This window comes from Aquiflexum sp., assembly GCF_977115555.1.
The window spans coordinates 1-6593 of the sequence record NZ_CDSBKL010000228.1 but is presented as its reverse complement, the minus strand read 5'-3'; the positions used below and the strand labels follow the sequence as shown (position 1 = coordinate 6593).

The following is a 6593-nucleotide window of genomic DNA, read 5'->3' as shown; positions in this document are numbered from 1 at the left end:
CTGCAAAAAGGTGTACGCCGCCCATTTTGTTTTTGCTGAGGTAATTTTTCCATGGTTCGGGTTGCTCATCGATGGAGATATACATCAGGACAATGTCAGGATTTCCTTCCAACTTCTTTTCAAAGAATGGTGTTTTGGTCCGGAAGGTGTTGATGCATGGTCCGCACCAAGATGCCCAAAGGTCTAGATATATAATCTTGTCTTTGTAATCCATCAGACTGACGGCCTTTCCTTCCAAATCAACAAAGGAAAAGTTTTCGACCACGGCTCCTTCTTTCAGCTTTTCTATAGCAGAGAGACTTTTATCTAAATCTGCCAAATAGATGGAATTGGGATAAGAACTTCTAAAACCCATCACTTGATTTTTGCTCGATTCATAGCCTCCTGTCAGCATAAGCATGTCATTCAAGATAAAGGCTGCCTGAAACAACTCTTTTTTTGGTTCAGCCATTCCATTGATATAAGCTTCAACTTCGGTGTTTGGCATTCCAAAAGGGATTCCCATGGCAGCATGTAATGTCATCATCATCGATCTAGACAGGTCCTCTGAAAGGTTATCAATGTCTGAATCAAGTCCGATTCCTTCAAAATATTTATTCAAGAAACCCAATTTTTGGGTCGGTTCAAGTTCCTGAACCCTATCAAGATATACTTCTGCAAGCTGAAGCAACATGGTATGGGAAAAAGTCTGGGCAGCTGTTTTTTCATTTTCTAAAAGACCAGTGGAATTTTGAGAATAGAATTTCCCGATTTCCTCCTTCACTCCTTTGGAGAAAAGGATAAATTCCTCAGCAGAAGGAGCCGATTCTGTGTCATATAATACCGCAGAAACTTTTCCATAAAGGTCGTTTTGGACATAATTTTCCAAGCCTGACATGTAATCCAAATAAGCTTGGGTTGGGGTTTGGGCAAATGCCGAATGCTGTGCCGAAAAGGCGAAAAACAGGAACAAAGCCTGTAAAATGAAACTGCGAGATGATTTCATATCAATTGTTTGGATGATTAAATGAGAGATATTGAAGTTACAATTTAGAAATCTGATTTAGATTTCTTGCTACATTTGATTGAATAAACGATATTCCTCTCCATTTGATTTTCTAAAACATGAAAAAACTTATTTTCTCGAACAGTTCTTATTTCAACGATCTTGCCTTGGCAATACTAAGGATTGGAGCAGCAATGATGATGTTGACCCACGGTTGGCCAAAGCTTGCAAATTTCAGCACCAATTTGACCAAATTCAGAGATCCAATAGGCTTGGGTCCGGCCTTGTCCCTACAACTCACCATTTTGGCGGAGTTTTTCTGCGCCATCTTATTGCTTGTCGGTTTTATGAGTAGGCTTTCATTGATTCCACTGATGATCACCATGTCGGTCGCGGCCTTTATCGCACATGCCGACGATCCTTTTGGTTCAAAAGAAAAGCCTTTGTTGTTTCTACTGATTTTCATTTTTCTGTTTTTTGCCGGACCGGGAAAATATTCGGTAGATGGTCAGATCAAAAAATAAATCACTGATTCCAAGGGGAAATTTCTCCTTCTTCAATAAGGAAGAACCTGCTTTCAGCCTCAATTTCACTTAAAATCACTTTCGATCTTTCAGGCCGTGCATCAGTGATAAAAAGCTGACCAAAGCGGTGGTCAGCTACCAGCTTCATCAGCTTTTCAATCCTTTTGTCATCAAGCTTGTCAAAAATATCATCCAACAACAAGACAGGTTTGGTTTTTTTGTGTGCCAAAAAAATCTGAAACTGAGCAAGTTTCAGCGCAATGACGAAGGATTTTTGCTGTCCCTGTGATCCGAATTTTTTGATGGGATAACCGTTGATTTCAAATGCAAAATCATCTTTATGGATTCCCATATTCGTCCTTTTGAGGATAAAATCCCTTTGGGCATTCTGGAGAAAATCATTGGGAAAATTCTCTTCAAGGCACTGGGTTTCGTAAGTGATACTCACAGCCTCGTGGTTACCAGAAATGATAGCATAATATTCCTTTAAAAGAGGCAGATATTCTTCTAAAAATCCATTCCTTGCTTTTGCCAAAAACTGGGAAAGGGCAATTACCTCTCTGTCGTAAGGCTCAATATGGGATTTTTCCCACCTTCCTTTATCGGCAAATTGTTTGATCAGGGCATTTCTTTGCTTGAGAAAATGCTGGTACCGGACCAACTTTTCGAGGTACTGCTTGTCCATTTGGCAGAGCATGTTGTCAAAAAACCTCCTCCTCTCTTCACTGCCATCCTTGATCAGCATCGTATCATCAGGCACGATCATCACTATGGGAAGAAGTCCGACATGCTCACTCATTTTATCAATGGCTTTGCCATTTTGTAGCAACTGTTTTTTCTTTCCGTTTTCAAAAATGCAACGGACTTCCATTTCTTTCCCCTCAATATCAAAATCTCCAAAAACCGTGAAAAAATCCTTTTCATGCAAAACGTTAAGCTGGTCAATTCCATTGATCGCTCCCTTGGTCAGGCAGAGGTAATGGATGGCATCCAACAGATTGGTCTTTCCACTTCCATTGATCCCCACAAGGCAATTGATTTCGGAGGAAAACTGCACTTCCGCCTTTTTGTAATTCTTAAACTGTTGAAGGCGGATATTTTTGAGGTGCATGCTTAGAATCTGTGGTGTTTTTGACTAATTTCGCACTCGGCCTTAAATTTCAGCCTGTTTGATTATATTTGAGGCCTAATTTAGCATATTTTACATTATACGATATGGCAAAGAAGAGTACTGCTGCCAAAGCAAAAGCAAAATATTCCGAAGAAACGTACGCATTCTGGTACGAAAGCATGCTGTTGATGAGGAAGTTTGAGGAAAAAGCAGGTCAATTATACGGACAACAAAAAATCAGGGGTTTTTGTCATTTATATATCGGGCAGGAAGCCTGCGCAGCTGGCGCGATCACTGCCCTTGACAAAGATGATAAATGGATCACTGCCTACCGTGACCATGCCCATCCTCTTGGTTTGGGTACTGACCCCGGAGCTGTAATGGCAGAATTATATGGGAAAGCTACCGGTACCACAAAAGGAAAAGGCGGTTCCATGCATATTTTTGATAAGGAAAGAGGATTCATGGGCGGACACGGTATCGTAGGCGCACAGGTTCCTATGGGTCTGGGAATCGGCTTTGCTGAAAAATACAGAGGAACAAAAAACCTTTGTATCTGTCACATGGGTGACGGTGCCGTCAGACAAGGTGCGGTGCACGAGGCTTTGAATTTGGCCATGTTATACAAAACTCCGGTTATTTTCGTCATTGAAAATAACGGGTACGCCATGGGAACTTCTGTGGAAAGGACATCCAATGTCACAGAACTATACACCATAGGGGAAGCCTATGACATGCCTTCATTCCCTGTCGACGGGATGAACGTAGAAGCAATCCATGAAGCGGTAGCCGAAGCTGCCGACCGGGCAAGAAGAGGTGACGGGCCTACATTATTGGAATTCAGGACGTACAGATACAAAGGTCACTCGATGTCAGATCCCCAAAAATACCGAACAAGGGAGGAAGTGGAAGAATACAAGCAGAGAGATCCTATCGAGCAGGTAAAAAAAACCATCTTGGACAATAAAATATTGACTGAGGAAAAATTAGCCGAAATCGACAAAAAGGTAAAGCAACAGGTTGATGATGCTGTCAAATTTGCTGAAGAATCTCCTTGGCCTGATGGTCAAAAGGCTTTTGAAGATGTCTACATGCAGGAGGATTATCCTTTTGTAATGGAATAAATAAAAACACCAAATCAAACCAGTCGGGAATATAGATAAACATATTCATGGCTGGTTTTCTTTATTCTTATTTGTGAATTAAGTAAAAGCCTTATATTTGCGGGCGGAAAATTTTAAAGAATGGCTACGAAACAAACAAAGAAATCCCAATCTGTACACAAGCATGAACTTCTGGAAAATCCGGAAGAAATCAAAGGAAGATTGGAAAGAGGGGAAGCCTTTATCAAAAAGAATTCAAAAATATTTGGAGGAATCCTTGCCGGTGTAATTTTGTTGATTGCAGGGATCCTATATATCCAGATTGATACCCAAAATAAAAACACAAAGGCTCAGGCTGAAATGTTTCAGGCTGTGTACTACTTTGAGCAGGACAGCATCGAATTTGCACTCAACGGTGACGGTTCCAATGCAGGCTTTCTGAAAATCATTGATGAGTATGGCAGAACGGATGCAGCAAATCTTGCCCATTTCTATGTAGGTTCCATCTATTTGTCTCAGGGAGAATTCCAAAAGGCAGTTGACCACTTGAAGCAATTCTCAGCTGACGACTTTTTTGTTCAGGCAAGGGCATTTGCTTTGTTGGGAGATGCTTACATGGAATTGGATAATACCAAAGATGCCATCGCTTCTTATAAAAAAGCGATTAACCACAAAGAAAACAAATTCTTTGCTCCACGCTATTTGAGCAAATTAGCTGTTGCTTATGAAGAAGCAGGTGAGCTTAACAATGCCATCAAAGCATACGGTGAAATCGAGGACAAATATTTTGAGTCATTCGAATACACCAATGCACGAAAACACAAAGCGCGCTTGGAAGGCCTTGCCTCTAAGTAATGCTTTGATATTTAAAAAGCATTTTGAAAGAGTAAGGCCCTGTGGTCTTACTCTTTTTTATTTAATCCAAAAACCAAACTCCCATGGCAACTTCATTGAAAAGTCTCAGTCAGTATTCTGACAAAAATATACTTGATATTTCAAGCAAAAAATTCGGTATTGTCGTTTCTGAGTGGAACGAACAGGTAACTGAATCCCTTTTCTCCGGTGCAGTAGAAACATTGTTGATGCACGGTGCCAAGAAAGAAAACATATTCAGAAAGAATGTGCCGGGTTCCTTTGAGCTGACACTTGGTGCCCAATGGCTTGCTGAATTGGAAGAAATTGATGCTGTCATTTGTCTTGGCTGTGTGATTCAGGGAGAAACGAGGCACTTTGATTTTATCTGCGATGCAGTTGCCCATGGCATTACCAATGTAGCTTTGAAATTCAACAAACCGGTGATTTTTGGGGTTTTGACTCCCAATACACTTCAGCAGGCCTTGGACAGATCCGGAGGGAAACACGGCAACAAAGGAGATGAAGCCGCTATTACTGCGGTCAAAATGTTGGGTTTTTGACCGACTCCAAAAAGAACAAACCTTTTAAACCATATACCATTATGAAAATAATGAAGTTCGGGGGAACCTCAGTGGGCAAACCCGAGAGAATGCACCAAGTCAAAGACCTGATTACCCGTGACAACGACAAAAAAATCGTTGTGCTTTCTGCACTTTCAGGGACAACCAATGCCCTTGTAGGAATCGGAGAGGCATTGGCAGATGCCAATAAAGACTTGGCAAAGGAAAAGATCGATGCACTTCACCAACATTACCTTGTTTTCTATAAGGATTTATTGAAGACAGATGCTGCCAAAACAAAAGCGGAAAAAATCATCAAAGAACACTTTGAGTTCCTGAATATCATTTTGAAAATCTCTTTCAATGAAGCGATCAACAGGGATATTTTAGCTCAGGGTGAACTTCTTTCGACCAAATTGTTCTACACCTTATTGCAGGAATTGGATATCAAGGCGGTGTTTTTACCGGCTTTGGATTTTATGAGCATTGATGAAAACCATGAACCGGAACTCAAGAAAATCTCTGATAAACTCAAAGCCATCCTCGCAAACTATCCACAGGACAGGATTTTTGTAACGCAGGGATATATCTGCAAAAACCACAGAAACGAAGTCGATAACCTCAAGAGAGGTGGTTCTGATTATTCGGCATCTTTGATCGGAGCGGCCATCAATTCTGAAGTGATTGAAATATGGACCGACATCGACGGCATGCACAACAACGACCCTAGGATCGTGGACAAAACCCGTCCAATTGCCCAATTGTCTTTTGACGAGGCTGCAGAGTTGGCTTATTTCGGTGCCAAAATCCTCCACCCGGCATCCATTTGGCCGGCACAGCAATACAACATCCCTGTCAAATTACTGAATACCATGGAACCGGATGCCCCCGGAACAACTATCACTGCCAAAGAACAGGGATCAGGAGTAAAAGCCCTTGCAGCCAAAGATGGCATCACCGCCATCAAAATCAAATCCAGCAGGATGCTGTTGGCTTATGGCTTTTTGAGAAAAGTATTTGAGGTTTTTGAAAAGTACAAGACTTCCATCGACATGATCACTACTTCAGAAGTGGCTGTTTCGGTGACTATTGATGACCTTTCACATTTGGCCGAAATCATCAAAGAACTTGAAATATACGGTACGGTGGAAGTGGACCGAAATCAGACGATCGTTTCGATCGTGGGAAATATGATAGCCGAATCCAAAGGCACCATGGCCAAAATCATGAATTGCCTCAAGGATTATCCGGTAAGAATGGTTTCTTATGGAGGAAGCAGGCACAATGTCTCTCTTCTCTTGGATGCGAAATATAAAAATGAAGCCTTGAAAAGCTTAAATGAAGGCTTGTTTGAATGGTAAGCAAATTATCGGATTTGAAAAACCCACCCAAAATCACATGATCAGGTGGGTTTTTTTTCAATTATTGACAAAGTGTAATTACCATTTTTTCTTT

Annotated in this window: 7 protein-coding genes; 5 read left to right on the top strand and 2 right to left on the bottom strand. The window is 41.2% G+C overall.

The features are described from left to right. A partial coding sequence (locus ACZFYI_RS13395) for a TlpA family protein disulfide reductase (protein ID WP_462524633.1) occupies positions 1 to 985 on the bottom strand: 985 nt, incomplete at its 3' end. A 119-nt stretch (positions 986 to 1104) separates the two neighbouring features. On the opposite strand from ACZFYI_RS13395, the gene ACZFYI_RS13390 reads away from it, so the two are divergent. Further along, positions 1105 to 1509 (top strand): DoxX family protein, encoded by a 405-nt coding sequence (locus ACZFYI_RS13390; protein WP_462524632.1) that lies wholly within the window; start codon positions 1105 to 1107, stop codon positions 1507 to 1509. Position 1510: 1 nt separating this feature from the next. On the opposite strand, the gene recF is transcribed toward ACZFYI_RS13390, so the two are convergent. After that, positions 1511 to 2620, bottom strand: coding sequence for a DNA replication/repair protein RecF (gene recF, locus ACZFYI_RS13385; RefSeq protein WP_462524631.1), 1110 nt, complete (start codon positions 2618 to 2620; stop codon positions 1511 to 1513). Between the two features lie 104 nt (positions 2621 to 2724). Between recF and pdhA the strand changes: the two genes are divergently transcribed. The 4 genes from pdhA to ACZFYI_RS13365 all read left to right on the top strand — a co-directional run bounded on the left by pdhA (position 2725) and on the right by ACZFYI_RS13365 (position 6499). After that, positions 2725 to 3744 carry a pyruvate dehydrogenase (acetyl-transferring) E1 component subunit alpha gene (gene pdhA / locus ACZFYI_RS13380; RefSeq protein WP_462524630.1) on the top strand — a complete coding sequence of 340 codons (1020 nt, stop codon included), beginning with the start codon at positions 2725 to 2727 and terminating at the stop codon, positions 3742 to 3744. A gap of 120 nt (positions 3745 to 3864) precedes the next feature. After that, positions 3865 to 4578: a tetratricopeptide repeat protein gene (locus tag ACZFYI_RS13375; RefSeq protein ID WP_462524629.1), complete on the top strand. Its 714-nt coding sequence runs from the start codon at positions 3865 to 3867 to the stop codon at positions 4576 to 4578. 83 nt (positions 4579 to 4661) lie between these two features. Further along, positions 4662 to 5138 (top strand): 6,7-dimethyl-8-ribityllumazine synthase, encoded by a 477-nt coding sequence (gene ribH, locus ACZFYI_RS13370; RefSeq protein WP_462524628.1) that lies wholly within the window; start codon positions 4662 to 4664, stop codon positions 5136 to 5138. 41 nt (positions 5139 to 5179) lie between these two features. After that, positions 5180 to 6499: an aspartate kinase gene (locus tag ACZFYI_RS13365; protein ID WP_462524627.1), complete on the top strand. Its 1320-nt coding sequence runs from the start codon at positions 5180 to 5182 to the stop codon at positions 6497 to 6499. Positions 6500 to 6593: the final 94 nt, after the last annotated feature.